Source organism: Actinotignum stranguriae (assembly GCF_051265215.1).
GTDB lineage: Bacteria > Actinomycetota > Actinomycetes > Actinomycetales > Actinomycetaceae > Actinotignum > Actinotignum schaalii_C.
The window spans coordinates 1-26407 of the sequence record NZ_JBOZCJ010000019.1 but is presented as its reverse complement, the minus strand read 5'-3'; the positions used below and the strand labels follow the sequence as shown (position 1 = coordinate 26407).

Sequence of the window (26407 nt, the reverse complement as noted above, 5' to 3'; positions counted from 1 at the left end):
TCAGAAGGTGAGTAGCCCAAGGTAAATAATCCACAGGCGAGTAGCCCAAAGGTCCTGACCTGTGGTGCGATGATCGGGGCGGCTGACTGCGCGGGTGATGCGTGCGGGTGGCCGCCCCGAGAAAACGAGAGATTGGGTACATTTACCGGAGCGATGCCCCAGGTAGGGACCGTGGCGGCACATAAGTATTCACGTGGCGGGGCGCGGTGTGAATCGGGGAATGTACCGCGCGCATGCCCGCCCTTTCGCCGCGCCGGCACGGGACTTTAGTACCGCCCGGGCGGTGTGGGTGGTGAGCGAAGGCCCGCACTGTCACGGAAAAGTATTATTATTCACGCCGGTGCGGGCGGCATAATGGCGAGGTGGACGCGCGGCCGCGCCGTCGAAAAAGCGGCCAGGCAGGCCCGAGCGCAACGAAGCGCCCGTCTCAAAACCGCGCGGCGCCGCGGGTTAATACTTAGTAAATAATTCTGAAACGGCCTGATAAAAAGTTAGTTATCTCCGCGAGGGGAGCCGTGTTGCTACGCGGTTTATATAACCTTTGGTACTGAATAATTGAATACGGCTCTTTGTGCTAGGCTCATGAATTGTTTAGGCGATTTAGCTGACGGGGTCGGTTGAATTGCGGGGGGGGGGTGCACTCCAGCGCTACCCTCCCACAATTGACGCTCTCCTCATGCTTCACCCTAACGATCCATAAACCTACTAATGGAGAAATAATGTCCCAACACACGGAGTCGACTCAGTCGGCGCCCGGAGTCTCCGCGTCTGTGTCCCGCAAGGGTGGGCATCGTCGTCGCACGAAAGTGTGGGCCGGTCTCACCGCCGCGGCGCTCATGACGACGTTTGCTTCGGGAATCGCCTACGCTGCACCCCAAGGTAATTCCGGTGCGGCGCCGACTGCTCCCACGGCGCAGTGTCCGACGTATGTCGGTGACACCGCTGTCGAAGCAGGCGCGAACCAAGCTGGCGCTAACCGACCGGATATTCCTTTCAAGCAAGATGCCATTATCGAAGCCGATGCTTTCAAGACCGGCTGGATTAAGAGCACCACCGATGCCAGTAACGCCAAGAACACGCTCTCGGGGCGTGCGTTCTTCGGCGGCGTTGGCACGCCGGCAACCACCTCCAATGGTGCAACCCCGGTTCCGGACGGAACCAAGGTGTACCTCCAGTGGCGTGATACCGACGGCGCGGCCTCCCCGATTTACTCCACCACCGTCAAGACGATTGACGAGAGCGACGGAAGCCAGATCGGCCCCGGCGCCTACGCTTTTGATCTGCGCGTGCCCTGGGTGGATAACACCGGCAAGCAGCACCTCTACAAGGCTGTTGCTGGCCAGTACTACCGCCTGTGGATTAATGATTTCACCAACCCGGCCGGCAATCCCGTCACCATGGTGCGCCAGGCCGGCGGCTTCTTCCCGGGTGCCTTCGTCAATAGCGTGACGGCCAATAACCTGGGCCAGTTCCCGCTTATCGGCACCAATATGCAGCGGACCGCGGTGTTCATGTACACCGATCCGAATGATTACCTCACCCGCCCCAAGAACGAATGGGTCAATGATGACAAGGGTCCCCTGACCGACCCGGCCGTGACTCTTTCTACCCGGGACTCCGTTTCCGGCAAGGTGTGGTTCGAATCCGGTGCTGGCGATCTTGCCAACTCCGCCACCGGCCCGAACTTCAATACCTCGGGTGATGTGGTGGCCTCCGGCTACACCGTGGTGCTTTCGCAGCTGACCCCCGCGGGCAAGGCTGCGCTCCAGGAACTGCGTAATGCCACCCCGTCCGTGAATGACCGCGAGGTCAAGGTCCGTGACATGCTCACCGAGCACCCCGATTACATCGAGGGTACCTACACGGCCACCACGAACGAAAAGGGCATGTACACCATCCGCCTGCCGAAGAATGCCGGCGCGGACGTGGACCGTATTTACATGTACGTCCTGGACCCGAACGGGCGAGTAGTCCCGAACTACTCCTCCTTCATGCGCCAGACCTTCAACATGTTCAACTCGAATGCTTCGTGGACTCCGCAAACCTCCGCGGCTGTCAATCTGATTACCAATAACTGGTACAACGTCAATCTGGCGCTGGTGCTCAGCGTGCAGGTGGAACTGGATATCACGAACTTCGACGCGCAGGAAAACTACGCCCTCCCCGGGCAGACCGCTGAAGTCAAGCTGACCGGTAAGGATCTCTCCCCGCTGCCCAACCGCATCGAGTGGACCGATTCCAAGGGCAAGGTTGTGCAGACCAACGGCGGCCTGAAGAAGCTGAGCGATGCCAGCAAGGCATACTTCAAGGTTCCGGATAACGCGAAGGACGGCGAAATCTACACGGCAACTCTGTATGCCGCTGAAAACGCTGTTTCTTCCGATTCCTTCATCGTGCGCGCGATTCCCGTCAAGTACGACGCCGTCCAGGTGAAGAAGACCCAAACTGAGAAGAGCAAGGCTCCTTACGCGACCCGCGAAGCCAAGGGCTTCACGCAGGCCGGTAATAACAAGTACCAGCTGCCCGCCGATGCTACCTACGAGCTGGGCGAAGGTGCGAAGGCCTGGGCTACTGTTGATCCGGCCACCGGCGTGGTGACCGTCAAGCCCGGCGCGGACGTGGCTCCCTGTGACTACCGCATCCCGGTGGTTGCTACCGTGACCGATCCGCTCAACGCCAAGAACAAGCTCAAGCTCAAGACCTGGGTTCCGGTCAAGGTGCTCGCGCAGCTCACCGATACCTACGATCCGAATTACAAGCAGGACAATACGGTAGAAGCGGGGCAGACCATTGAGGTTCCGGCCCCCACCTTCGATAAGCTCGCTACCAAGAAGGTCGAAACCGACCCCGCTCCGACGGAGAAGGGTAAGAAGACCACCTTCAAGCTCGGCGAGAACTCCCCGATTACCGCCACGGTTAACCCCGAAACCGGCGCCATTACGGTGACTCCGGCCGCGGGCACCGCCGCTGGCCCCTACGAGGTTCCCGTTGTTGTCACCTACCCGGATGGCAGCACCGATACCGTCAAGGTTCCGGTAACCGTGACCGTTCCGGCTCCGGTGGATACCGATAATGACGGCGTGAACGACGACGCAGACAAGTGCCCCACCATCGCCGGCCCGGCTTCCAATAATGGTTGCCCGGCGTGGAACAACGGCGAGGGCAAGCCCGGCACTGACGTGACGCTCACGAAGGACCCGAAGAACGGCCCGATCCCGAGCACCGCGACCTGCGAGGCCGGCAATGGTGCCACGTGCACCATCGGCACCGATGGCAACGTCGTCGTCAAGGTTCCGGAAGGCACCGCCCCCGGCACCGAAATTCCGGTGACCATTAAGAACGAGGGCAAGACCCTCCACACACCCAAGGTGACGGTTACGGCCCCGGATCCGGTTCCGAACCCGGATACCGATAATGATGGCGTGAACGACGACGCAGACAAGTGCCCCACCATCGCCGGCCCGGCCACCAATAACGGGTGCCCGGCCTGGAGCGACGGCGAGGGTAAGCCCGGTGCGGACGTGACCCTGGCGAAGGATCCCGCTAACGGCGAGATCCCGGCGTCTGCCACGTGCGTGGCGGGTAACGGTGCTACCTGCACCATCGGCACCGACGGCAATATCACCGTGAAGGTTCCGGACGGCGCGACCCCCGGTACCGAGATCCCGGTGACCGTCAAGAACGACGGCAAGGACCTGGACACCTCCAAGGTGACCGTGCTTGCTCCGAATAACCCGGCCTGGAATGACACGACCACCAAGCCGAGCGAGCCGGCGCAGCTGCCTAACGCGGGTGGCCCGGTTCCGGACGGTTCCACCGTTGAGGTGACTGGTCCGGGTACCGCCAAGCTCAACCAGGATGGCTCGATCACGGTCACTCCGAACGCGAATGCGAAGGATAAGGACCAGATCGTTGTTAAGGTCAAGGACCCCAACGGCAAGGACCTGGATACAGCGACCGTGACCATTGCTGACCCTGATCCCGATAAGGACGGGGTCTCCGGGGATGCCGATCAGTGCCCGACCATCGCCGGGCCGGCTTCCAATAATGGTTGCCCGGCGTGGAACGACGGCGAAGGCAAGCCCGGCACCGATGTGACGCTCACGAAGGACCCGGCCAATGGCCCGATCCCGTCCTCGGCCACGTGTGAAGCAACCGGTGGTGCCACGTGCACTATTGGCGGGGATGGCAACGTCGTCGTCAAGATTCCGGCGGGTGCAACTCCCGGTACCGAGATTGCGGTGACCATCAAGGATGGTGACAAGGTCCTCGACAAGTCCAAGGTGACCGTCACGGCCCCCGCTCCGGTTCCGAACCCGGATGGCGATAACGACGGCGTGCCCGATGCTCAGGATCAGTGCCCCACCATCGCCGGCCCGGCTTCCAACAATGGTTGCCCGGCGTGGAACGACGGCGAAGGTAAGCCCGGTGCGGACGTGACGCTCACGAAGGACCCGGCGAACGGCCCGATCCCGACGACCGCGACCTGCGAAGCGACCGGCGGTGCAACCTGCACCATCGGCACCGATGGCAATGTTGTGGTCAAGGTACCCGCGGGTGCTAAGGACAAGTCCGAGATCACTGTGACCATCAAGGATGGTGACAAGGTCCTCGATACCTCCAAGGTGACCGTCAAGGATCCGGATACCGACGGCGATGGCCTGACCGATTCCGAAGAGGAAAAGATCGGGACTGATCCGAAGAATCCGGATACTGATGGTGACGGTATCAACGACGGCGACGAAGTCAATGGCACCAAGAACCCGTTCAAGGACGATAAGTTCAATAAGGACGGCAAGCCTGGTAACACCAACCCGCTCAACCCGGATACCGATGGTGACGGGGTGAATGACGGCGACGAAGTTACCGGCAAGAACAACGGTGGCAAGCCGACCAACCCGAACAAGGCCGATACCGATGGCGATGGCGTGACCGACGCTGACGAAATCAAGGACGGCACGGACCCGAACAATGCTGACACCGATGGTGACGGCGTGACGGACGGGGACGAAAAGAAGGACGGGACTGATCCGAAGAATCCGGATACTGACGGTGATGGTGTGACTGATGGTCGTGAAAAGGACCTGGGCACCGATCCGAAGAATCCTGATACTGATGGTGATGGCCTGACCGATGGTGAGGAAGTTGGCACGGATATCGACGAGAACGGTAAGCCTGCTCGTAATGAGGATGGCACCCCGAAGGTTGATGACTCCAAGGCCACCAAGACCGACCCGAAGAACCCGGATACCGATGGTGACGGACTCACTGATGGTGAGGAAAAGAAGATCGGGACTGACCCATTGAACCCGGATACCGATGGTGACGGGCTCACGGACGGTGACGAGGTCAATGGCACCAAGAACCCGTTCCAGGATGACAAGTTCAATAAGGACGGTAAGCCTGGTAACACTGATCCGCTCAACCCGGATACCGATGGTGACGGCGTGAATGATGGTGACGAGGTGACGGGCGCTAAGAATGGTGGCACTCCGACTAACCCGAATAAGGCCGATACTGATGGTGACGGCGTCAATGATGGCGACGAAATCAATAATGGTACCGATCCGAATAAGGGTGATACCGATGGTGACGGTCTGACGGATGGTGAAGAAAAGGTGATCGGTACTGACCCGAAGAACCCGGACACCGATGGTGACGGGCTCACGGATGGGGATGAGGTTAATGGCACCAAGAACCCGTTCAAGGACGATAAGTTCAATAAGGACGGCAAGCCCGGTAACACTGACCCGCTCAACCCGGACACCGATGGTGATGGTCTCACTGATGGTGACGAAGTGACCGGTGCTAAGAACGGTGGCAAGGCAACCAACCCGAATAAGGCCGATACCGATGGTGACGGTATCAACGACGGTGACGAAATTAAGAACGGCACCGACCCGTTGAACCCGAACGACCCGGGCAAGGCCGCACCGAAGACCAAGAAGGTCAAGAAGGCCAAGGGCCTGACCGCGACCGGTGCCGATGTGGCATCGCTGGCAGTCTTCGCTCTGCTGGCTGCCGGTGCGGGTAGCGTGGCGATTCGCCGGCGCAAGAAGTAACACAATGTTGCTGAGGTAGCTAAAGCTACCCAAGCAGCCGCGTGGCTGCGGAAGTTTCCAATGGGTTACGGAAGCAGCCGCACGGCTAACGCAAGGGGCCGCTCCTGAAATATCAGGGGCGGCCCCTTTGCTTGCGCGGGGCGTAGTCCTGCTATGCGGTTTCTCGGCGTGTGGATCGGTGGCGGGAATGCTGCTTGGATAGCATCGGGAGATGAGCGGTTACGAACCACCACTGCGCATAACACCTGCCTGCGACGCACTGGTCGGCCAGGTCTGCAACCTTGTTGAAAAACTGGAACGCCCGGGGGAAGACGGGAAATTCTGGCTGGATTCTTTGGGAGAGCTTGGGCGGCGCGAGAACCGTATTCGCGCAATTCACGCCACCCTCGCCATTGAGGGGAATACCTTGCCGCTGGATTCTGTCCGGGCCATTCTTGGCGGTGAATATACCGCGGACGTGACCGCTCAGGTTCTCGAGGTGTACAACGCCGGCCGCGCATATGACCTGCTTCCCGAACTTGATCCGATGTCAGTGCGGAATGTGCTGCGCGCGCACGGAACCATGATGAGCGGGCTGGTTCCCGAGAGTGGGCGTTTCCGGTCTGGCGGTGTGGGGTCTTTGCGGGGAATGTGGTTGTGCACGCGGCCCCACCGGCGGATCTGGTTCCGCAACACATGTCCCATTTGCTCGCGTGGTATCAGGAATCCACGTTGCACCCGCTTATAAAAAGCGCGGTTTTCTATTACGAATTCGAGTTCATTCACCCCTTCGCCGACGGCAACGGACGTACGGGCCGGCTCTGGCATTCCCTGCTCCTTGGCCGCTGGAAGGAGATCTTCTTGTGGCTTCCCGTGGAGGAACTCATCCGGTCACGTCAGCAGGACTATTGCCGAGCTTTCGCGGTATCGGGTAAAGAAGGGGAAAGCTCAAGCTTCGTTGAGCTCATGCTGGAGGTAATCCGTGATGCTTTAGCCAAAGTCGATGTACTTGGTCGGTTGACCGACCAAGATACCGACCAAGATAGCGTCTAAGTTACCGACCAAGATAATGGTTCAAGTTACCAGTCACGGCAACGCCGATTCCGATACTCCGAAATAGCCCCTTGCTGCCCTGCCTCTGCCGGGCTATCCTTATCGCATAACAGTGTTATGTGAGGTGGGGTTGCGATGGCGGCACGTGGAAATAGCTCAACGCAGGAACGAATCCTTGCTGCGGCTTTGCGGAATTTTTCCGAGCACGGCTATGAAGCTGCCAGCTTGCGTGTGATTGCCAAAGAAGCCAATGTCACCACCGGCGCCCTCTATACCCATTTTGATAATAAACAAGCTTTGTTTGCGGCTCTTGTGGAACCCTGTTGCCAGGAATTCCGCCAGCGGCACCGCGAAGGTATTATGCGTGGTCTTGCCCTCACGGAAAAGTCGCTCACGGAAAATCCGCTTGCCGAAAAGGCTCGCGTGGAAGAATCGCGGCAGGGTGGTAGCAGCGCCGGTGAGGAGCTCGGTAGCAGTATTACGGATTGGATGATCGATTACGTCTATGACCACCTCACCGTATTTCAGTTAGTTCTGTGGGGATCCGCGGGTACTCCCTATCAGAGCTTCGTAGCTGATCTAGCCGAATATGAAGCCCGCCTATATATCGAGCTCGGCCCGGAAGATACGGTATGGCCAGCGTTCGCGCAGGTCATGTGCGAAACCGGCTGGTACGGCTTCTTCGGTGCCCTCAGGCAAGGCCTCAACCGTGAGAACGCCAAAAAATACCTAGGCTTACTTCAAAACTTCCGGGAAGCCGGATGGCGGAGTGTCCTGGAAGCCCCGGTACCTTCCGGCACGCATGCGCTCGGGTAGAAAGAAGATCCCATGTCTCACCATCAGGGGAAAAACGCGAAGCAGGATCCGAAAGCGACTACGTGGCAGTTGGTCGCACCCGTGCGCACGTCAATGCTGGTCTCCTTCGTTATTGCCGGGATCGGATCCGGCGCTTCGGTCATTCCGTATATCGCATTAGTTGGCCTGGCTGATGACTGGCTCGGCGGCCGCGGCACGGCACGTATCTGGTGGTGGTTGGGGCTCACCCTGGTGGGCTTACTGGTACACCACATCTGTTACAACTGGGCAGTTGGTATCACCCATATCAGCGAAGCAGGGCTGCGGCATCGGCTGCGCCGTCGTATCATCACACACTTAGGCGCTTTGCCTTTGGGGCGCGTGCGGCGGCTGGGCCCGGGTGAAATCCGGAAAATCGTGGTGGATGACACCAGCGCCATCCACACTCTGGTTGCCCATGCCAGCGCCGAACTCGCCAGCGCGCTCGTGGCGCCGCTGGTGGGCGGCATCTACCTGTGCGTGCTCGACTGGCGGCTGGCGCTGCTCCTGGGCGGAGTATTTGTTGTTGCCGTTGGCCTGGCCATGGGGATTGCTTTCCGTGGTGGGGATCAAGCCGTTAAAGATTACGACGTCGCCCAACGGAAACTCGCGGACGCAACCGTGGAGCTCGTCGATGGCATAAAAGAAATCAAAAACTACCAACTCCCCGCCACCGGAGTCGGCGGGCGCTTCACCACGGCGCGGGAAGAAAATTCCGACGCCTCCTTCCGTTGGCTGGCCGGGGCCGGTAAAGGAATCGCGGTGGTATCCGCATTGAGCCAGCCGGGCGTGATCCTCGCGTGGAGCGCCCCGATCATCTGCTGGTTCGTGTGGAGCGGCTGGATCACACCCGCGAGTAGCCTGGCGTTCTTCACTATTTGGCTCGGGTTACCCGCGGGCTTGGGGCAACTCATGACGCTCACCCAGAACCTGCAAGGCTCACTGCGGGCCGGCGAAGATACAGCAGCGCTGCTGGCGGAAAAACCGCAGGAAGTAGGGGATTACCAGGTTCCTGCCCCGGCTGCGCGCGCCACGCCTTCGGCCACTACGGCTGCGTGCGCTACGGATTCGGCCGCCCCGTCGGCTTCCGCCCCGGAACTACGTTTCCAGAATGTGTCCTTCGGTTATGCTCCGGGCCGCCCGGCCCTGCACGATATTAGTTTCACCCTCCCACCCGGAACTCTGACCGCCGTGGTCGGGCCCTCGGGAGCGGGGAAAACGACCATCGGCGCGCTCGCGGCACGTTTTTGGGATCCGGAAAGTGGCTGCATTACCCTCGGCGGGCACGACCTGCGCGAATACAGCCGTGCGGGGCTCTACAGCCAGGTCGGGACAGTATTTCAGGATGTGTCCTTAGCGGCGGTGAGTGTGCGGGATAACCTCCTGCTCGGCAACCGGGAGGCTACCGATGCACAGATACAGGCAGCTGCGGCCCGCGCGCATATCGCCGCACGGATCGCCGCACTCCCGTACGGGTATGACACGATCCTGGGGGAGGCCGCTGTGCTTTCCGGTGGTGAAGCGCAGCGCTTGAGTATTGCCCGCACGCTGTTGGCAGATCCGCCGCTCCTCATCCTGGATGAAGCGAGCGCACACCAAGATACCCATACTGCGCAGGCGCTGCACCAGGTCATCGCGGCGCGGCGTGGGCATAGCTCCACCTTGGTGATCGCTCACCGGCTGAGCGGGCTCGCCCAAGCCGACCAGATTCTGGTGATTGCGGGCGGGCGGATCGTACAATCAGGCTGCCACGACGAACTTGCGGCCACCGCGGGCCTGTACCGCGACATGCTGAAAGAGCAGGGAATCCCATGCTGAAAATGCTCACGGCGATGCGTACCGTACTACACGTGCGCCAAATAAAAATCTTGATAGGGGCCTACACCGCGGCCGCGGTGGCCCAGGGCATCACCTTAGCGATGCTCATCGGGTTCCTCCGGGCCCTGCTCACCGAAGGCGGCGTTGGCGGCGGTGCCGGAATTCTCGACGCTTCCGGGATCGGAGCAGGCGGCGGCGCGCCGGCCGATGGGCAGCTATCCTCCTGGCTCATTGCGATATGCATCAGCGGAGCCATCACATTTTTCCTCTACGTGGTCACGATGAGCTGGTCTTATCGGGTGAGCGTGTACGCGATCTGCGACGAGCTCATGAAGAAAATCGGTGCGGCGGTAGTGCGCCTCCCGGTCGGGTGGTTTACACCGTCCCGCCGCACAACGGTTATAAATGCCACTTCGAAAGACGTTAACACCCTCTCCCACCTGGCTTCCCTGGTCTTCCCTGCGGTGATCTCAGGGGTGGTGGTTCCCTTCGTTATGGCCGTGGTGGTCACGGTGGTTGAATGGCGCCTCGGGGTGGTCCTCGCGGTGACCAGTATCGGATTGTGGTTCATCTGGGGATGGATGCACCGAGCAGTGCGCGAAGCTCAAGCTAGCGAAGCCCGGCTCTCACGCCGAGTAGCCGGGCGGATTATCGAATTCGCGAAACTCCAGCAAGTCCTGCGCGGCAGCGGGCAAACCCAATGGCAGCCCCTGGATGAGGCTCTCGCGGCCGAGTCCACCGGAATCCTGCGGACGCTGCGCAGCCAAAGCCGTCCGGCCTCCGCGTTCCTCCTGCTGGTCGAGCTGGCTTTCGCCGTATGCCTGGGCTGGGGCGGAGCTCTGGTGGTTGGTGGCGGCCTGGACTTCCTGAGCTTCCTGGCCATCGCCGTCGTTCTCACCCGTATTAATCTGCCGCTCTCGCAATCAGTTTTATACTCCACCGCGCTCACGGATTCCATGCAAGCCCTCGAACGGGTGCGCGAAATTATCGCGGCCGCCGAGGAACAGCCCGATATCTCGACTGTCGCCGAGCCTACGAACACGGATCTGGGTGCGCTCGCGGATAGCACCATCGAGTTTTCCGGAGTAACCTTCGGCTACGATCCGCGCTGCCCCGTGCTGCGTGATCTCAACTTGAAAGCCCCGGCAGGTAAAGTGACCGCTTTGGTCGGCCCCTCCGGGGCAGGAAAAACCACCGCGCTGGCGCTGGTAGCCGGCTTTTGGCAGCCACAGAGCGGAACCATCACGCTCGGCGGGCGCGATATCCGCGAATGCCAGCCCATGCGCCACATCGCGATGGTGTTCCAGGATGTCTACCTCTTCAGCGGGTCCATCCGAGAAAACCTGACGTTGGCCAAGCCGGATGCCACGGAGGAAGAAATCCTCACCGCGGTAAGCCAGGCTGGGCTGGATCCGGTTATCGAGCGGCTGCCCGCCGGACTGGACACCCAAGTAGGTCCGGGCGGAAATGCGCTCTCCGGCGGGGAGAAACAACGCGTTGCCATCGCCCGAGCTTTCCTCAAGGACAGCCCGATCCTCCTTCTCGACGAAATCACCTCCGCGCTGGACAGCATCACCGAGGCAGTCATCGGCGAAGCGATACGGCGCCTCGCCGCAGGCCGCACGGTACTTATGGTTGCTCACCGTCCCTCCACAATTGCGTGGGCAGACCAGGTCATCGATTTTTCGCAGCTCATGGCACGCTGAACCTGCGTATATTCGGTAGCGCAGCGCGCCCAGTGGGAAGCAAGCTGTCGGTATTTCCGACAGGTTCTATCGCTTACGAATTTGATGTGGGTACTGGTACGACGACGCTGCCACTCAGTAAACTGGCCCCTGGGAAAACACCGTTCACTGAGAAGAGCGCCACCAGCAACGAAGCTGGCAGATGGGAGGAGTCAATGACCTGGCAGATCGCGGTAGTTATAGTGGTTATCTTATGGGGATCTGCGGTGGTTAGCGGTTGGTTTGCCTACGCCTCGCGCAAAAAGACCCTCAAGCTTAACGAACTCGTCGGGTACCGCACTGACATCATCATGACGAACCAGGAAACGTGGCAGGAAGCGCACGCCGCAGCTTGGCCGTGGACGGCCGCCGCCACAGCATGCCTAGTCTTCAGCGGTTTCGCGGTATTGCTCCCGCTCTCCGACGGGGTGATCGCCACGATCATCATCCTCAGCATGGTGGTGCTGCTCGCCTGCGTATTTGCCGGTGCACACCGCGCTCAGAAGGTTGCGAAGGAGATTCTCGCCGCGAGCGCGGACGAAGCGGGCGCGCCTGTACCCGCTTCGAAATAGTCGAGCGGCACGACTGTGAGCGACGGTCGAAAATAATGTGAGCGACGGTCGAAAAGTAGCCCAGAACCAATGATTGAAAAATAGCCGAAGTTGCAAGCCTCTCCCGAGGGGGCATGTGTTTTCTCTGGTGTACTGCGTTTGTCGTACAGGCGCAGTACATCTCGGAAAACACATAGTGCCTCCCGCGCAGCCCTGGAAAGTTGTCGTAGTTGCCACGTAAGATTCATGGCAACAGTGCCCGCGGGGCGCTGTACAAACTCACCACATCTCAAGTACGCGTATAGAAAGAAAGGGTGGTTCCCGTGGCATATACACCGACGATCACCATACGGATTGATCCCGAATTGAAATTCGAGGCCGAATCTGTTTTCCGAGGTTTTGGGTTGTCCATGACCGAAGCAATCCGCATTTTTCTTCATAAGGCAGTGATGGTTGGGGGCTTCCCCTTCCCCGTGAGAGCGCTGAAGTTTCAAGCCACAACGGAGAAAATCATGATTACTAATGAATCAGAGTATTACGATCCCAACGACATCTTAGATGATGACGAATTCCCTTGGGAGTACTTCGAATCTCGTCGGATTAACGGCGCTGCGCAGTAGCGCTTTAGGTGCAGTGGGTGGGCGCGCGACATCTCGCACGCCCACCCGATTGCGTTCTCTGCTAAGAGCCGCGCTCGCGTACAGCCAACGCTGCACGCCGGCGGGCACCGGCCGCCCCGGTCGCCCCGGCCACGCCGAAGCCCGCGCCACCGGCCCACGCCACGCGCCAGCGCTAATCCCCGAGCCACTCCAGCATGCGGTAGAGCAACTGGGTGGCGCCGGGCATGAAACCGGCCCCGTGATGGTAGGTCGCGTCCATCGTGGAAACCACCAGCTCGGCCGGGAAAGTCACATTATCGTGGTAGAGCAGCATATTCGGGTGATCGGGAAGCGCCAAATAATGCCCGCCCCAGGGATCCACGCCCGGCCCGGTCTGCTCCACCTGCGTGAGCACCACCAGCGGCGTCGCCCCCGCCGGAGGCGCGAGCACCCCGTGATAATGCCAGTGGACGGCCTCGTCGGAAAGATACTCCCAGAGCGGGTGATCAGTGTTCACCGAGCGCCGCCCCAGATCCTCACCGGTACGCCAGGACCAGAAATTCGTGCCGCGTGGAGTCTCAGACGTGCCCGGCAGCCAACTATCCACCTGGTTAATGCCATCGATAAATACTTTTTTACCGGCCTGCCCCAGGAAATCCAACACCTGGCCGTATTTCGCGGCCACCACACCCGGGTGATTACGCGCCGCCAGATAGACGGCGTCGAACTCCGAAAAATCTCCCGAATAATCCGGCCAGTACACGGGGGTGACCGGGCGCGCCCGCACGGCCGGATCTTTCACGGTCGCGAGGTGGAAAAACGAACCGGTATGCACAAATGCTATTTTCTTCATCGCTACTTCTCCAGGTACTCGGTGATGGCGCGGCGCAGCCCGGCGGCGGAGGTCCCCGGGAAAGCGAAACCGCTGAGATCATTACCGTTGTGGACGATCACTTCGCCTTCGCCCAGCCGGTAGCTGACGTCCACCGGCAGCTTACCCGGGCCGATTCCGGTGATCACCCGCGCGCCTTCGGGCAGCTCAGCCAGGAAAGACCGCGCGTAAAAGCCGGCCACCCCGATCTCGCGTAATTCCTCGAAGGAATGCTGGCCGGGCACGCCGGTGCGCAGCAGCATATCGCGCCGCTCCACACCCTCCCAGATCGGATGCGGCTCCACCGCGCTCAGCCACACATCATCCAGCCCGTGAAATTCCATTTTTCGGTGGCTCGGCAGCCCATCCACCCAGCGCCGCATCGGCAGGCCATTGGCCAGCAGTTTCCCGCCCGCGCGCACCCACGCGCTCAGGCGCTCGCGCTGAGTTTCCAGGAAAAGCTGATCGGCGCCCATCGACACCACAATTCCGCGGTAATCGGCCAGCTGGGTGCCGGGCAGCTCGTAGGTATCAATAAGATCAGGTGGCGTGCTCGCATCGCGCACCGTATTCATAATCGTGAGGATATTACCCATCGTGGTCCTTTCTTTGCGAGGGTGGTGTGGAAGCGGAAGAGGCGGCGTCGTCGTTCGCACTAAAATCCGGTACGACGACGCACTGCGAGCCACGATCAACCGGAACATCACGGACCCGAATCGGAGTGCGATAAAGGGTGCTCAGCCGCGCTTCGGTGAGTTGGCGCGCGGTTTCCCCGATGGAGAGGTCGTCGGCATCCATGACGAGGGTGGTGCGCGAGGTGAGGAAGGCGTGCGCCGGGTCGTGCGTGGTCATAATTATGGCCAGGCCCTCGGCTGCGAGCGTGCGAATAATCGTGAGGACGCGGCGCTGATTGCGCAGGTCCAGGGCGGATGTCGGTTCGTCCAAAATGAGGGTGCTCGGGGTGGCGACCAGGGCGCGGGCAATGAGCGTGAGCTGGCGTTGCCCGCCGGAAAGCTCAGCATAGGTGGCCCCGCCTAAATGCGCGATGCCAACCCGTTCGAGCGCCTCCCAGGCGGCCTCGCTATCGACGGCCGAAGGGCTGGCGAAAACTCGCATGGTGCGGGCCCGGCCCATGAGGACCATGTCATGCACGGTGAACTGGTGGTTTGCCGCGTGGGATTGCGGCACGTAGCCGATGGGCCCGTCGGAATGGACGCTGCCTTCCACCGGGGTGCGCACCCCGGCCAAGCAGGTCAGCAGGGTAGTTTTCCCGCGCGCATTCGGCCCGAGCACGGTCAGCACTTCGCCGGGGCGGGCCTCCAGCTCCACCCCGCGGAACAGCCACGGGCCGCCGCGATAGTGATGCCCAAGATTATCTGCTTTAAGCAAGAGCCCGTCCCTTCCGCGCACGCCGAATAAGCAGCCCAATAAATACCGGGGCGCCGATAGTGGCGGTCAAAATCCCCACCGGAATTTCCACCGAGGTCGCATTGCGCGCAATCGTGTCAATAATAAGGAGATACATCCCGCCCATGAGGAAAGACTCCGGGATAACCACGCGATTATCGTGCCCCACCAGCAGGCGCACCAGGTGTGGAATCACCAGGCCCACCCAGCCAATAATGCCAGCTGCGGCCACCGAAGCCGCGGTAAGAAGGGCGACGGCGAAAATACACACCCAGCGCATCGCATTCGGATTAATGCCGAGAGCCCGGGCATCCTCATCGCCCAGCGAGAGCACATTAATACGCCAGCGCAGCGCCACCACCACGATCAGCCCAATAATAACGGGAATAATAATAGTGGTGACTTTTGCCCACGACGCCGCAGCTAGCGAGCCCATAAGCCAGAAAGTAATCGAGGGAAGTTTACTGTACGGGTCAGCCACATAGGTCATGAGGGAAACCATCGCATTAAAGAACGCGGACACGACCACGCCGGCCAGCACAATCGTGAGGGTGGCCGAGTGGGAGCGAATCCGCCCGATAAGCATGACGCAGACCACCGCGGAGAGCCCGAAAATGAAAGTGGATCCCATGAGAATAAAACTCGAGGTACCCACGAGGATCGCCAACACCCCGCCGAAGGCAGCCGCGGAAGAAACCCCCACAATATCGGGGGAGACCAGCGGGTTACGGAACAGGGACTGGAGCACCGCGCCGGAAACCGCCAGGCACCCACCGAGCACCACGGCAAGAATGACCCGCGGGGCCCGAATTTGGTTAATGGCCACCAGCGCGGAGCGATCTACATCATCCGGACTCGAGAAGAGGATGCGCACCACGTCCGGAGCACTAATGGAGAGCTGGCCCATGCCCATCGCCACCACCATCGCGCCGAGCAGCGCGATGGTGGTGATGAGCAGCACCGCGAAAGCCGCGGTGCGGCGCCGGGCGATGGTACTGACGGCTGTTGTTGGCGCACTGGCCGCGGGTGCGGGGGCGGTAGCCCCCGCCGTCGTCGTACTCATCGTTCCCGGCACTGCACCGGGCGCACCGGATGCGGCCGCTGCATCTGCGGATTTAGCGGACAACGTCATAATTAGCGCTGCCGGCATTAATATCGGTGCGCAGAACCAGATCGATATCTTCGTTGGTGAGATCGTAGTTGTAGACCCACTTCGTCTTCTCGCGCATGAGCGCGGGCATATCGACCTTAAACTCGCCCGGGTAGGCGAGGGCCGCCACGTAATTCCAGTACAGCGGCGATTCCGCGCACGGAACCTGCCAGCGGTACACGCCCAGCGGGGCGCGGTAGACGCGCTTATTCTTAATCGCACTTACTTCGGCCAGGCGCGGATCATTGTAAAGGTCATCGGGAACGGCCTTGTCGAAAGCGGAAAGGAAAATAATTTCCGGATCCCAGGCCAGGATCTGCTCCGGGGAAACAATGCCATCCTGCACCACATCCGAGGTGGCCATATTCTGAATCCCGGCCACGTCAAATACGTGCTGCCCGTAGCTCTTTTCCGTATTCGCGGACATTTTCTCCGCCGAGTAGCTCAGCTGCAGCCCCCGCGGCTTGGGCTTGCCCAGGGCTGCAACCTGCTTGGATATCGATTCCTGTTCGCTGTGCATATAGTCGATAAGCTGCGCGGCGCGGTCTTCCTTGCCGAGGATTTCCCCGAAAAGCTTGATCCAGGTTTCCAGATTTTCCTGGGTGCCGTACTTGAGCCCGAGCACCGGAATGCCGGCCGACTCAATCGGAGTAATAAGATCCTCGCTGCGGTCACCCCACTGAATAAATACGTCCGGATCCTGCGCCAGAATGGTTTCCATATTCGGGGTGAATTGGCGATCCGCGATCACCGGGGTGGTCACCGACGCCGGGAAAATCTTCGAAATAATGCCCTGCTTATTGGCGACTAGCAGCGACTCATTAATACCAACAATGCGGTCCCAGGAGCCGTCCACCGCGGCAATAATGGTGGGCGCGGGGATCACCGCGGAGGCAATTTTTTGCACCGGGCGCGTGACTTCCACCTGGTGGCCGCGCTGATCGGTCACGGTGATGGGGCCGCTTGCGGCATCGCCCGTTGCAGGGGAGGCCGACGACGCAGCTGCGCTGGCGCTACTCGAGCTGGTAGGTGATTCGGTAGAGGTGGAAGATGCAGAACAGCTCGCCAGTAACCCGGCGCAGAGCGCGCTCAGGGCAACGGTCATGACACGGCGTTTCACCAATGCTCCTTCGTTAGCGGCCGGGGCGTGAAACCGGCTCCCGACCTAGCGGTTAGGTGGCCCTAACTTTATGGACTGGAGCGCGGGGTGTCAACCGTTATGTGGCGTGAAAATCCTTGTAAATGCTTGAAAATCCGGGGGTGGGTATGAGTATGCGTAGCGTTACTGGCCCAGTGCGCTGAGCGGGAAAGTGATAACGCCCTCGGCTGCGGGCCCGGTTATTCCCGTGCCGGTAATGACGGCAAGGAAAGCGGGTTCGCCGCGTTCCGGCGCGATCTGATCAACTGCTTTTTTGAGACCGTGCGCGCCCTGGGTGATCTGCCCGCCTCCGAGTTTGACTTTGATGCCCGCCCACACACCTCCGGGGAATTCCAGCACCGCATCGATTTCATGGCCGTAGGAATCGCGATAATGCCGCACGTGCCCGCCCAGCGTCTCGGCAAAAACGCTGAGATCGTGCACAACCGCGGACTCGAAAATAAATCCGAGAGTTTCTAGATCTCGCTGCAGTGCCGAGCTATCCGCGGCAAGTGCCGCGCAGGCGAGCGCCGGATCGGCCAGGTGATACTTGGGTGACAGCCGCAACTGGGCTTTGGAACGAAGTCGAACCGACCAGGCTGGAACCGCCTCAACAACGAAAAGCCGCTGGAGGGTATCCAGAAGAGTGGATACCGTTTGCCGACTTGATGCGGGGAAAACCGCGTCCAGATCCTTTTTGAGAGTGGCGATGGAGACCTCGGTTGCCACCGAGCGAGCCAGGGCCCGAAGCAGATGCAAGATGAGCTGCGGGTCTTGACGCAAGGTAATAATCCTAGGAATATCCGCACGCGCAATCTCCTGGAGGTAGCTGGTGAGCGCGAAGGACGCCGCCTCGCCTTCCAGCTCAAGCATTCCGGGGAAGCCTGGGTGTAGCAGGGCCTCAATCACGGAATCGAGAGGGGGCGTGCTGAGGTTCGTGGAAACGGGCTCCCCGGCGAGGAGCTTGTCGAGGGATACCGCGCCCGAGCTGCGCCCCTTTTCCTGCCAGGTCATCGTGCGCTGGCGGATGCGGGTGAAACGCCCGGCCCCGGTATGGCGTGTGATGTCATCTGCCGGAACAGAAGAGCCGGTGAGAATGAAATCCCCGAAGCCCGGGGAGAAATCCACCGCCCGGCGCACCATATTCCACAGGTCTGGATTGAGCTGCCACTCGTCGAGGAGTCGCGGGCGTTCGCCTTCCAGAAGAGCATCCGGAGCTATCTGCGCGAGTTGCTGCGCCTGCGGAGTGTCCAAGAAAATGGCGGATTCGCAGTGACGCAGTGCAGTCATCGTCTTTCCGCAGCCGCGCGGACCTTCAATGGCTAGCGCGCCTGACGAGGCGAGAGCCCGCGTGACCAGGCGGTCCAGAGCCCGGGGAAGATAGGGGATTCCTGCAACTGCTTCCGTGTCCATAACCCTAGTCTAGAAGGTGGGTTGCAAAATGTAGAGTTCTTACGTTGCATTTTGTAGGCTCGCTACGTTGCAAAATGTAGCCCTGGTAGGTTGCAAAATATAGGATTGGGCCCGCCGGGCGTTTTGAAACGCACCGGCGGCCCCGCGATATGCGCGCGAAGAGCGGCACTCCGCCGCCGAAGCGGCGCTATTTCGCCGAGGCGGCGGCATTCCGCCAGGCCGGTACTAATCCGCCGCGGCTCCCAGCTGCCAGCCGGCCGCGCGCCGTCGATCCTCCCAGAACTTCCGGTACAGCCCGCCGTTTGCCAGCAGCTCGGCGTGCGTACCCACTTCGCGCACGGTCCCGCCTGCGTCGAGTACCACGATCTGGTCCGCACCCTGCACCGTTTCCAGCTTGTGGGCGATCACCAGCACCGTTGCCTCCTGGCGCAGCTGCTGAATGCAGGCGCGGATAGCGGCGGTATTTTCCGGGTCGAGGGCCGAGGTGGCCTCATCGAAAAGCACGATAGGAGCGTGCTTGAGCAGGGCCCGCGCGATGGATACCCGCTGGCGTTCCCCGCCCGATAGCATCCCGCCGCGTTCGCCCACCGGGCTCTCCCAACCGCCCGGCAACCGCGCGGCAATATCGCTCACCCCGGCCATATCCGCGGCCGCCCGCACTTCGGCATCCGTGGCGCCCTCGCGCCCCACCCGAATATTCGCTTCGAGGGTGTCGTCGTACAGATAAACATCCTGGAACACCATGGACAACTGCGCCATGAGCTGCGCCGTCGTTTGATCACGCACATCCACGCCACCGATGCTCACGCTGCCGCCGTCCACGTCCCAGAACCGGCACATGAGCCGGAACAGGGTCGATTTGCCGGCCCCCGATGGCCCCACAATCGCGGTGAGGGTGCCCGGGCGGGCCGTGAAACTCACGCCGTTCAGCACCGGGGTATCCGCGCGATACCCGAAACGAACGTCGCGGAGGGCAACTTCGCCGGGCGTAGGAAGGGCGACGTCGCTGGCGGGCTCGCTCGGGACAGGTGCATCGAGCACCTCGCGCATGGAGTCGAGCGGGGTGCGAGCCACCTCGGTCGCCATCACGAAAGCGGTGAAATCCTCCAGGTTCCGCATGAAACGCAGCGCCACCCCGAGGAAGGCGAGGGTAGCGGCCGGGTTGAGCAGCCCGCCGGTGCACAGGTGCACCGCTAGCGCGATGAGGCTGACCACCAGCAGCTGCGCGCCCACCCCGGAAAGTAGATTCGCGCCGATGCCCAGCCACAGCGAACGGCGCTGGGCGGCGAGGTTCGCGTTCACTGCGGTGTGGAGCGGCGCGAACGTGGCGGCCTGGCCGGTGGCCCGCAGGATCGGCTGGCACCGGGCGTATTCCACGATCCGGTCAGCCAGATCGCTTTCGGTAGCACTGGTGGCTAGCTCGGAGCGGCGTCGTAAAACCCGGGCCGCGCCGGCCAGCGCGCACAGCAGCGGGAACGCAACCGTAAGGGCAAGCCCCAGCTGCCACTGCCAGATCCACATCCCCACCAGCAGCACCAGAGCTGCGGTGGCGTTGCGGATAATCGGGGTAGTGAAATGGGCGATGCCCTGGCCGATGGCCATGAGGCCGTCGGTGACCAGGCGCGAGAGGGTGCCGGCCCAGCCGGAGCGGAACCATCCCAGCGGCAGGCGGGAAAGCTGGTCGCCCAGCAGGCTGAGGCTGTGGCGGATCACGTCCATGGCGGCGGTGTAGGCCATGACCGCCTGAACGTAGGCGGTGAGCAGGCCGGTCACCGCGAGTCCGGCAAGCACGCTCATCCAGCCGCCCACGCCGAGCCCAAGGGTCGGGGTGCCGGTGGACCAGGTCAGCGCCAGGGGCACCACGGTGAGCAGCGCCAGGCCCTCGATCATCCCGGAAAGGATGACCAGGATAATCGAGCGGCGGTAGTAGCCGTGGCCTTTCTCGGTGAGGACCGAGCCGTAGGCGTGCACGAGGAGCGGATCGGAGAAACGCCCGGTATGCGTGTGCCCGCCGTACGTGGTGGGTGCGCTCGCGGTGTTCGTGTGCCCGCCGCCCGCGCGCCCGCCGTAGGTATTCGTGGCCTCAGAGTTCTTAGGCATGTTCGCGTCCTTCCATGAGCCGCACCCAGAAGGGATGCGTGGCTACCTCGTCCGGGGTGCCCAGGGCGGAAATCCGCCCCTGTTCCAAAATGCAGACCTGATCCACCCCGAGCACCGATTCGGCGTGGTGCGCGATTACGAGCACGGTGCGCCCGGCCACCAAACGGTTGAGGGCGCTTTGGATTTCCGCTTCGCATTGGGGATCGGTGGCCACGGTCGCCTCGTCCAAAATAAGCAGATCGGCGTCGGCCAACAGCGCCCGCGCGATGGCCAGGCGCTGGTTTTGACCCCCGGACATCGTGGTATCTTCCCCGAGCACCGTGTCCAGCCCCTTGGGGAGGGCGCAGATATCTTCCCAAATATTGGCGGCGCGGGCCGCCTGCTCGATGGCGGCGTCGTCGGCATGGGGGCGCGCGAGGCGAATATTATCGCGCACGGACATGCGCAGCATTTGCGCGTCTTGGAGCACGAAAGCGACCCGCGCGTAGAGGTCTTTTTCGGGGAGGGTGCGCAGGTCGCGCCCGTCGAGGAGCACCCGCCCGCTATCCGGATCGCGGAAGCGCGCGAGCATGGTCGCCAGCGTGGATTTGCCCGAACCGGAGGGCCCGAGCAGCGCGGTCACGGTGCCGCGGCGCAGCGTGAGAGACACGCCGTCGAGCGCCTGGATGGTGCGCCCGGCGCGCGGATAGGAGTAGCTCACGTTCTCGAAAACCACATGCGCGGGTACGACGCCGCCCGCGGCTTCCCCGGTGCCCGCGGCCGCGGGGGCTGCGGGATTTTCCGCGGGGGCTTCCAGCTGCGGCAACTGTTCCACGCTCGTCACCTCGATAATCCGCAGCGCGGAATTCCCGGCCAGCTGGTAGGACCACATGCTGGTGGAGAGGGTGTCGAAGGTGAGCGGCACGATGAGGCCGATGAGGGAGCAGGCGATGACCTCGGGGAGGGTGGCGCCGCCGGCGGCCAGGATCAGCGAGCCGAGCCCCATATTGACGAGCAGTACCACCGGCGCGGAAATGAAGGACATCGCCAGCGCGGAGCCTTTGAGCAGCGGCCCGCACCAGTCCCAGTAGAAATTCCCGAAATCATCGGCGGCGCGCGCGAAAGCGCGATGCGCGTGACCGACTTTCCCGAAGCTTTTGACCACCTGGATGCCTTCCACGAATTCCACCCCGCGCGCGGCGAGGTAGCCGAGCCGGTCGTCCATCTCCGCGGTTTTTTCGCCCATATCGCGCATCATGAACATTTGCGCCGCGAAATAGAAGGGCAGCGGGATGATGGTGAGGAGCCCCAGGCGCCAATTCACGGTAAAAGCGAAAATAACGAGGGCGAGCGGGGTGGCTACCGCGGCCGTGGTTTCCACCGGGGCGTGTGCCACCAGGGTGTGCAGCGTGGTGGTATCGGCCTGGATGGCTTTGCGGATCTGCCCGGAGCGCGCCCGGGAGAACCACGAGAGCGGCGCGCGCGAAATCTGCGCGATAATGCGCTCTTGGAGCAGGCCGCGCAATGTGAGATCCGCGAAATGCGTGATGGTGAGCGCCAGGAAGTAGAGGAGCAGCTGGGTGCAAAAAGCCCCGGCAAGTAGTTTCACATTCCAGCTGAGCGCCGCGGTATCTATCGGTGTTCCCGCGCGCCAGGCCGGCAGCAGAATATCGCCGATGCGCACCAGCGCAATAAACGGCGCCACGGCCACGAGCGAGGAGCACACCGCCACGAAGCGGCCGAGCGCCAGGCGCGGGGCAATCGGCGCCATGAGTTCTTTGAGGGCGCGCTGTCCTTGCGCGCGTTTTTCTTTATACGTATCGACACGCGTGGCGACGCCGCCGTTCGGGGCGGTGCCGGCATCTGCGTGGGTGAGTTGAGCCGTCATCCCATTCCTCCGCGAACAGTAGGAGAGGTGCCCCGCGGGCGATCTGCGGAGCACCTCCATATTAGGCTTCCCTTACTTCGTGGTAAATAGGACTCAGAAATTACGGTACGGGGGGGTGCGGGCCCGGCGTGCGCTCCCGCGCTTTACTGTGCCGTAGCGTTTTACCGCGCCGCGGTGCTCCTGCGCTTTACCGCGCCGCGGCGGGCGCCTCCTCATTTTTTGGTACGACGACGCCGCTACCGGCTTTCGCCTCGCGGGGCCGGGACGCGCCGGCGTGGCCATCGCGGCGTATTTTGATGATGGCAGCAAGGACGGTGGCCAGCACCGAAGCGGCGAACCATATCCCGAGCGCGCCGGCGTAGGTCGCGCTGTCAATCGGGCCACCGGCAATCGCGGCGCGCAGGGCGTTAACCGTGTGGGTGACGGGCAGCAGCGGGTGGACAGCCTGGAAGAAGCCCGGCGCTGTTTCCACCGGGTAGATGCCGCCGGCCGCGCCCAGCTGGATCACGATCATGAGGAGCGCGATGAAACGACCCGGGGCGCCGAAAAGCGCAATGAGTGCCTGATTGATCGCGATATACACAATCGAGGAGGTGACGCAGATGGCCAGGGTGGCGCCCGGGTTGATGAGATCCACATTCCCGAAGAGGTGGAGTATCCCGACCAGCAGGCCCGCCTGCACGATTCCCATGAGCGCCCCGCTAGCAACCGAACCGAGCCCGAGCCGCAGCCCGGATACGCGCGCCGCCGCCAGGCGGCGCGAGAGAGGTGGCTTCATGAGATAGAGGCCGATAGCGCCCACCCACATCGCCAGCGCGATGAAGTAGCAGGCCACTGCCGCACCGAAATCACCGACGGGATGGGCGCGGGTGGTGCTCAATTCCACCGGGGTGGCCCCCACTCGCTGCATCGTTTCCGATTCGCCCGGGGTGTAGACCGGGATTTTCTCCGCACCTTCGGAGAGCTTCACTTCCAGGGTTGCGGCGCCCGCGCGCAGGGTGTGCAGGCCGTCGCGCAGGGTCTCCTGGTTGGTCGCGAGGGCGGTGGCGCCGCTGCTTACCTGGGTGGCACCGGTGTGGGCGGCGCGTGCCCCGGCGGCGAGTTCGGGGGCGCGGGCGGCCAGTTCGCCGCTTCCAGTAGCGAGGAGCGCGGTGCCTTCTGCGAGCTGGGTGGCACCGGTTGCGGCGCGGCTGCTACCAGAGGCGAGGATATCGAGCTGACTGCCGAATTCCGTGGTGGCGGCCAGGGCTTGCTGGCCTCCCGCGGCGGCACGCTGCGCACCCGCGGCCACCTGGGCGGCACCGTCCTTGAGCTGTGCCGCCCCGGCGCTCGCGGCCTGCGCCCCGCTGGCGAGCGCGCTCAACCCGCCGTTTTCGGCACCCGCGCCAGGCTCGCCGCTCGCGCCGGTGGCGGCGCCCGCGCCAGGTCCGCTCCCTGTTCCGTTATCGCTATTCGCACCGGACCCGCTCGCCGTTCCAGTTTCCTCACCGACGAGGGCAGCTATCCCGCCCTGGAGCTGGGTAGATCCCTCAAGAAGTTGCGCGGTGCCAGCCTGTGCCTCAGCGAGCTTCGCCTTAACCACCTCCGGGGGCAGCACATCGTACATCGCGATGAGGGTGCTCAATCCGTCATTGAGGCTGCCGAGCCCGCCGCTGAGTTTCTCCGCGCCGGTGCCCAGCTGCTGCGCACCGGCAAGGGCGCGGTTGGCTCCCTCCGCCAGCGCGGCATTCCCCTCCGCTACTTTCTGGCTGCCCGCCGCCACATCCTGGCTGGCGGCCGCCAAGGTATCCAGGCCCGCGGCGCTGCGCTCCGCACCATCTCGGAGCTGGCCGGCCGCAAGGCTCGCGGCATTGGCCCCACCGGCTACCTGGGAAACCCCCTCGCTGAGGGTGCTGGCCCCGCCCGCGGCATCGCCTGCACCGGCCGCGAGCTGAGCTGCGCCGTCGTTCATACGCCCCGCACCGGAAGCTAAAGTTTCCGTTCCGGTGGCGAGGCTCCCGGTGCCCTCGGCCAGTTGGCCGGCACCCTCCGCGAGCCGAGTTGCGCCGCCGGCCGCGTCACGCAGCCCAGCGCCCAGCTCTCCGGCCCCGCCCGCCGCGGCGCTCAGCTGCTCGCTCAGCGTCCCGAAGGAAAGGTAGATGCCATCAAGGTACTCGGCCGACACCTTCTCCGAAACCGCCGCGGTGGCGGTGGAGGCGATGACGCGTCCCACATTGCCGACAATATAGTTGAGGGCATCGTCGGTGACGAAGGAGAGCCGGGCGCGGGTGGCGGCCCCGGGGCCGCGCGCCACGGAAGTGGCATCGCTGGAAAACGACGCCGGGATGCTGAGCACCGCGTAAATATCGCCGTTAGCCAGTTTCTGCTGGGCCTCCGCGGCGGAGTATTCCCGCCACTGGAAGTTCTGGCGTTCCTCGGTTTCCAAGAGCTTGGTGGTGATGCTTGCGCCCAGGTTCACCTCGGAGCCGTCCAGCTGCGTGCCGCGATCCTCGTTCACAATCGCGGCCGGGATCTCATTGAGGTTGCCGAGGGGGTCATCGTAGGCGCCGGTGAGAATCAGCGCGTAGATCATCGGGATAATGGCGAGCCCAAACATAATAATCGCGGGGCGGATGCGCTCCCGCCAGCTGCGGGCGGGAGCCGGCTGCGCGGACGGCGCGGCCGGCCCGGTTTCCGCGGTGCGCGGCGCGGTATGCGCGGCTGGCGCGGCCTGCCCGGTTTCCGCGGTGGTGCGCGGCGTCGTATCCGGCTGCGGGGCGGTGTTTCGTGATTCGCTCATGAGTGTTCTCCATAGGCGGCGCGGGTAAAACTGCCCACTTCGGTAGCGAGGCGGGGAAGATCATCGGGGTCGGCGGGTTCCTCGGTCATCCAGTGGAGCACGCGCCAGAGCAGGCCGGCCGCCACCATGGAAGCGAAGTCCATCTCCGCTTTCGAGGGCGGGGGATAGGCGCCGTTCGCCCCGGCGGGCATGCTTGATTTAGCGGTCGCAGGCGCAGGCGCGCCGTCGCCCGAAGTTTGTTTTTCGGGTGTCGGCGTACCGAACATGACACGGCCACGGGCGCGAATGGCCGGGGCACTGAGCAGGCGATCACGAATCGCCGCGATAATCGGGGCTGCGCTCCCGAGAGCCGCGGAACTGGTGAGAGCCGCGGCAATGAGGTGGCGGTGCTCCAACAGAGTGGTGAGCATGGGGAGCAGCACCTGCAGCTGTACGTCGAGCGACGGTTCTTCTGAGGTTGGCACCGGGGTGGCGTCAAAAATTGCGTGGAGCCGTGTAAGAACGACGGCGCGCACCAGTTGGCTAATCCCAGAAAAATGCTGGTAGAAAGTGGGGCGGGTGACCCCGGCTTCCCGCGTGATCCAAGAGACGGTGAGATCATCAATCGCCGCGCCGCTATCAATGAGCGCGCCAGCAGCGTGCACCAGCGCATCGTAGGAGCGCCGGGCCCGCGGATCGTCTGCGGCAGGGCCGAGGGGGCTGTGCTGGTTTGCGGCGGGGCCGAGGATGCTGTGCTGATCTGCGTTCGGCATTCCGCTCGTGCCGCCGTTGGGAGCGTCTGTGTGTACCTCTCTCATGCCGCCTAATTTACACATGTAAAATAGGCGGCGCAAGGGGAGGCGGGGTGGTAGGTGTTTTCCGAGCTGTAGTGCAGATGTCGTACATGCGAAGTGCATCTCGGAAAAACAGTCACCCATGTACATTTTGTGAGTCGGCCTGGTCTCCCTCCTCCTCAAGTGCGCATTTCGGACCATCACCCTCGTCAAGTGACGCTTCTATATGTTGTCAAGAGGCAAGTACGGTTTCCTCGGCACGCATATGCCTGGTCAAGAGGCGATACAC

General features: G+C 62.5%; 18 protein-coding genes. 8 read left to right on the top strand and 10 right to left on the bottom strand.

Annotated features, from left to right (window positions below; genetic code table 11):
* Nucleotides 1–719: 719 nt before the first annotated feature.
* From ACRQEG_RS07145 to ACRQEG_RS07110, 8 genes are all read left to right on the top strand, one after another.
* Nucleotides 720–6062, top strand: a complete 5343-nt coding sequence (locus ACRQEG_RS07145) for a Rib/alpha-like domain-containing protein (protein WP_143231812.1) — start codon at nt 720–722, stop codon at nt 6060–6062.
* A 211-nt stretch (nt 6063–6273) separates the two neighbouring features.
* Nucleotides 6274–6789 carry a Fic family protein gene (locus ACRQEG_RS07140; protein ID WP_200807212.1) on the top strand — a complete coding sequence of 172 codons (516 nt, stop codon included), beginning with the start codon at nt 6274–6276 and terminating at the stop codon, nt 6787–6789.
* Entirely contained in the window at nt 6738–7094 is a 357-nt protein-coding gene (locus ACRQEG_RS07135) for a Fic family protein (RefSeq protein WP_280522331.1), read from the top strand. Before ACRQEG_RS07140 ends, ACRQEG_RS07135 begins: the two co-directional genes overlap by 52 nt.
* Nucleotides 7095–7229: 135 nt before the next feature.
* Nucleotides 7230–7910: a TetR/AcrR family transcriptional regulator gene (locus tag ACRQEG_RS07130; RefSeq protein ID WP_087070027.1), complete on the top strand. Its 681-nt coding sequence runs from the start codon at nt 7230–7232 to the stop codon at nt 7908–7910.
* A 12-nt stretch (nt 7911–7922) separates the two neighbouring features.
* Nucleotides 7923–9746 (top strand): ABC transporter ATP-binding protein, encoded by a 1824-nt coding sequence (locus ACRQEG_RS07125; RefSeq protein WP_087070026.1) that lies wholly within the window; start codon nt 7923–7925, stop codon nt 9744–9746.
* On the top strand, nt 9740–11452 hold the full coding sequence (locus tag ACRQEG_RS07120; RefSeq protein WP_087070025.1) for an ABC transporter ATP-binding protein: 1713 nt from the start codon (nt 9740–9742) through the stop codon (nt 11450–11452). Before ACRQEG_RS07125 ends, ACRQEG_RS07120 begins: the two co-directional genes overlap by 7 nt.
* A gap of 245 nt (nt 11453–11697) precedes the next feature.
* The gene (locus ACRQEG_RS07115; protein WP_320758413.1) at nt 11698–12042 is read left to right on the top strand and encodes an SdpI family protein; all 345 of its coding nucleotides are present in this window, start codon (nt 11698–11700) and stop codon (nt 12040–12042) included.
* Nucleotides 12043–12344: 302 nt separating this feature from the next.
* On the top strand, nt 12345–12641 hold the full coding sequence (locus ACRQEG_RS07110; protein WP_159454974.1) for a type II toxin-antitoxin system RelB/DinJ family antitoxin: 297 nt from the start codon (nt 12345–12347) through the stop codon (nt 12639–12641).
* Between the two features lie 172 nt (nt 12642–12813).
* Here the strand turns inward: ACRQEG_RS07110 and ACRQEG_RS07105 are convergent, their stop codons facing one another.
* The 10 genes from ACRQEG_RS07105 to ACRQEG_RS07060 form a co-directional block, all read right to left on the bottom strand.
* A complete protein-coding gene (locus ACRQEG_RS07105; RefSeq protein WP_087070022.1) occupies nt 12814–13473 on the bottom strand; it encodes a hypothetical protein in 660 nt (219 codons plus the stop codon).
* Between the two features lie 2 nt (nt 13474–13475).
* A complete protein-coding gene (locus ACRQEG_RS07100) occupies nt 13476–14087 on the bottom strand; it encodes a hypothetical protein (protein ID WP_087070021.1) in 612 nt (203 codons plus the stop codon).
* Nucleotides 14080–14880, bottom strand: coding sequence for an ABC transporter ATP-binding protein (locus tag ACRQEG_RS07095; RefSeq protein WP_087070020.1), 801 nt, complete (start codon nt 14878–14880; stop codon nt 14080–14082). The genes ACRQEG_RS07100 and ACRQEG_RS07095 overlap by 8 nt, the downstream gene beginning before the upstream one ends.
* Nucleotides 14873–15961 (bottom strand): FecCD family ABC transporter permease, encoded by a 1089-nt coding sequence (locus tag ACRQEG_RS07090; RefSeq protein ID WP_234984421.1) that lies wholly within the window; start codon nt 15959–15961, stop codon nt 14873–14875. Before ACRQEG_RS07090 ends, ACRQEG_RS07095 begins: the two co-directional genes overlap by 8 nt.
* A gap of 52 nt (nt 15962–16013) precedes the next feature.
* A complete protein-coding gene (locus ACRQEG_RS07085; RefSeq protein WP_143231811.1) occupies nt 16014–17168 on the bottom strand; it encodes an ABC transporter substrate-binding protein in 1155 nt (384 codons plus the stop codon).
* A gap of 162 nt (nt 17169–17330) precedes the next feature.
* Nucleotides 17331–18599: an ATP-binding protein gene (locus ACRQEG_RS07080; protein WP_087070018.1), complete on the bottom strand. Its 1269-nt coding sequence runs from the start codon at nt 18597–18599 to the stop codon at nt 17331–17333.
* A gap of 225 nt (nt 18600–18824) precedes the next feature.
* Nucleotides 18825–20699: an ABC transporter ATP-binding protein gene (locus ACRQEG_RS07075; RefSeq protein WP_234984420.1), complete on the bottom strand. Its 1875-nt coding sequence runs from the start codon at nt 20697–20699 to the stop codon at nt 18825–18827.
* Complete coding sequence (locus ACRQEG_RS07070; protein ID WP_087070017.1) at nt 20692–22566, bottom strand: ABC transporter ATP-binding protein; 1875 nt, start codon at nt 22564–22566, stop codon at nt 20692–20694. The genes ACRQEG_RS07075 and ACRQEG_RS07070 overlap by 8 nt, the downstream gene beginning before the upstream one ends.
* 187 nt (nt 22567–22753) lie before the next feature.
* Nucleotides 22754–25345, bottom strand: a complete 2592-nt coding sequence (locus ACRQEG_RS07065; RefSeq protein WP_101595654.1) for a YhgE/Pip domain-containing protein — start codon at nt 25343–25345, stop codon at nt 22754–22756.
* Entirely contained in the window at nt 25342–26142 is an 801-nt protein-coding gene (locus tag ACRQEG_RS07060; protein WP_159454972.1) for a TetR/AcrR family transcriptional regulator, read from the bottom strand. The genes ACRQEG_RS07065 and ACRQEG_RS07060 overlap by 4 nt, the downstream gene beginning before the upstream one ends.
* Nucleotides 26143–26407 lie beyond the last annotated feature (265 nt).

Bases quoted from the DNA above. Each gene is read 5' to 3' on its own strand.
- ACRQEG_RS07100 (WP_087070021.1), bottom strand. From the start codon at position 14,087: ATGGGTAATATCCTCACGATTATGAATACGGTGCGCGATGCGAGCACG.
- ACRQEG_RS07130 (WP_087070027.1), top strand. From the start codon at position 7,230: ATGGCGGCACGTGGAAATAGCTCAACGCAGGAACGAATCCTTGCTGCG.
- ACRQEG_RS07135 (WP_280522331.1), top strand. From the start codon at position 6,738: ATGTCCCATTTGCTCGCGTGGTATCAGGAATCCACGTTGCACCCGCTT.
- ACRQEG_RS07145 (WP_143231812.1), top strand. From the start codon at position 720: ATGTCCCAACACACGGAGTCGACTCAGTCGGCGCCCGGAGTCTCCGCG.
- ACRQEG_RS07080 (WP_087070018.1), bottom strand. From the start codon at position 18,599: ATGGACACGGAAGCAGTTGCAGGAATCCCCTATCTTCCCCGGGCTCTG.
- ACRQEG_RS07090 (WP_234984421.1), bottom strand. From the start codon at position 15,961: ATGAGTACGACGACGGCGGGGGCTACCGCCCCCGCACCCGCGGCCAGT.
- ACRQEG_RS07075 (WP_234984420.1), bottom strand. From the start codon at position 20,699: ATGCCTAAGAACTCTGAGGCCACGAATACCTACGGCGGGCGCGCGGGC.
- ACRQEG_RS07120 (WP_087070025.1), top strand. From the start codon at position 9,740: ATGCTGAAAATGCTCACGGCGATGCGTACCGTACTACACGTGCGCCAA.
- ACRQEG_RS07140 (WP_200807212.1), top strand. From the start codon at position 6,274: ATGAGCGGTTACGAACCACCACTGCGCATAACACCTGCCTGCGACGCA.
- ACRQEG_RS07105 (WP_087070022.1), bottom strand. From the start codon at position 13,473: ATGAAGAAAATAGCATTTGTGCATACCGGTTCGTTTTTCCACCTCGCG.
- ACRQEG_RS07060 (WP_159454972.1), bottom strand. From the start codon at position 26,142: ATGAGAGAGGTACACACAGACGCTCCCAACGGCGGCACGAGCGGAATG.
- ACRQEG_RS07125 (WP_087070026.1), top strand. From the start codon at position 7,923: ATGTCTCACCATCAGGGGAAAAACGCGAAGCAGGATCCGAAAGCGACT.
- ACRQEG_RS07070 (WP_087070017.1), bottom strand. From the start codon at position 22,566: ATGACGGCTCAACTCACCCACGCAGATGCCGGCACCGCCCCGAACGGC.
- ACRQEG_RS07065 (WP_101595654.1), bottom strand. From the start codon at position 25,345: ATGAGCGAATCACGAAACACCGCCCCGCAGCCGGATACGACGCCGCGC.